Consider the following 1,502-nt stretch of genomic DNA (forward strand, 5'->3'; position numbering starts at 1 on the left):
CAATTGTTGTCAGTAATAGTGAGCTACGTGCTGTGTACGTGGCTCCAAGTTTCGGTCGTTCTGGAGTAGGAACCGCAATACTTCAAGAGTTAGAGCGATTAGCGCGTGAGCAAGGATTGTTAGAATTACATCTGAACGCTTCGCTTAATGCTGAACCGTTTTATCAAGTTAATGGTTATATGAATGAAGGTTTTGAAGATCATCCCCTACGTTCTGGTCAAAAAATGCCATCTATTCGGATGAGAAAAAAATTGTAATTAGATAAATAATTAATAATGAACTTTAAGCCGAATGAGTTGAATACAGCACGTAAAAATTTACTTGAAAAAACCGTTGATTATTTTTTAGCCAAGAAAGGCGTTGAGGCTTTATTCGTTCAAGGCTCAGTGGCATCAGGTAAGGCTGATGAATTTTCAGATATTGATTTTCGGGTTGTTGTGCAACCAGAATTACACGAGCAATTTTTGTTAGAGCGTTTTTCTGCTCCTAAATATTGGGGAGAATGGATTTACAACGAGTGGACAGCAATTCCTTGGATTTGTGTTTCTCATTTTCATCCATTCAATAAAATTGATGTTCTTTACTACAAACCAGAAGACCTACAGCCATCACCTTGGTTTTTACAACCTATTTTAATTATTTTTGACTCTAAAAAATTAATATATCAAATTATTCAAGCCTCTCAAGGTTTAGAGTTTGTACTATCTATTGATGAAGTAAATCGACTTATTAGCAAAGGACTAGCGCACGCTGAAGAAGTATACCGTCGAGCTATGCGTGGAGAACTTTTTTATGCTCAGTCTCTGCTTGACAATTTTCGGATAATAATTATTCAATTTGACGATTATTTTCAAAAAAAACCTTCTTCATCTGTATCGGCTCACTTTGAACAACGCGGTAGTCAAATAATGATTGCAGCTTTAAAATACTCTTATCCCTTATTAGAAAAACAATCTATTCTTAATTCTTTAAGTATTTTACTGGATGTATATCAAGAGCAAGTTATCAAACTTTATGAAAGATTGCCATTAAACCGAGATATGAAAACCGACTTGCATTGGATTAATATTTTAATTGAATTGTGTAAAAGCAGCATTAATTACTATAATAGTTAATTAATTTATTTTTAAATCGCTTAAATTATTACCAATACTTTTACCTGTGCCTCCCTTTTCTCCATTACACAGCACTATTCTTTTATTGACTGCTGCTTTTTTTCTGTGAGAAGTAGTTGTTTTACTCATAAACCAGCTTAGATTTCGTCATCCTTGTAAATTGTTGGCACAAAAGCTGACCTGTTTAGTTCTCTAGTTGGCTCTGATTTATCCTCTAGCTTCTGTGCTGCTGGCTGTTGTTTTTTTACTCTTGCCCGAAGTCTTCTTTACAGGTGCTTCTTTAGCTTCGCTGCTTTCAACAACTTCTGACTGATTTTCAACAGCCCCCTGAACTGATGCACTACTATCGCTGTCAGATGCTTTTTGACGGCGACGGCTGCTTTTCTT

General features: G+C 35.5%; 4 protein-coding genes. 2 read left to right on the top strand and 2 right to left on the bottom strand.

What is annotated here, in order from left to right; genetic code table 11:
• Both RRG12_RS44080 and RRG12_RS44085 read left to right on the top strand, forming a co-directional pair.
• Positions 1-257 (top strand): GNAT family N-acetyltransferase (locus RRG12_RS44080; protein ID WP_420763361.1); only part of this gene is annotated, 257 nt, incomplete at its 5' end.
• 18 nt (positions 258-275) lie between these two features.
• A complete protein-coding gene (locus RRG12_RS44085) occupies positions 276-1,115 on the top strand; it encodes a nucleotidyltransferase domain-containing protein (RefSeq protein ID WP_420762266.1) in 840 nt (279 codons plus the stop codon).
• Here the strand turns inward: RRG12_RS44085 and RRG12_RS44090 are convergent, their stop codons facing one another.
• Together RRG12_RS44090 and RRG12_RS44095 are read right to left on the bottom strand one after the other, a co-directional pair.
• Entirely contained in the window at positions 1,116-1,244 is a 129-nt protein-coding gene (locus RRG12_RS44090) for a hypothetical protein (protein WP_420762265.1), read from the bottom strand. It abuts the gene before it with no gap.
• Positions 1,245-1,322: 78 nt separating this feature from the next.
• On the bottom strand, positions 1,323-1,502 hold a 180-nt coding region (locus RRG12_RS44095; protein WP_420763362.1), incomplete at its 5' end, for a hypothetical protein.

Source organism: Nostoc sp. CALU 546, from assembly GCF_048836525.1.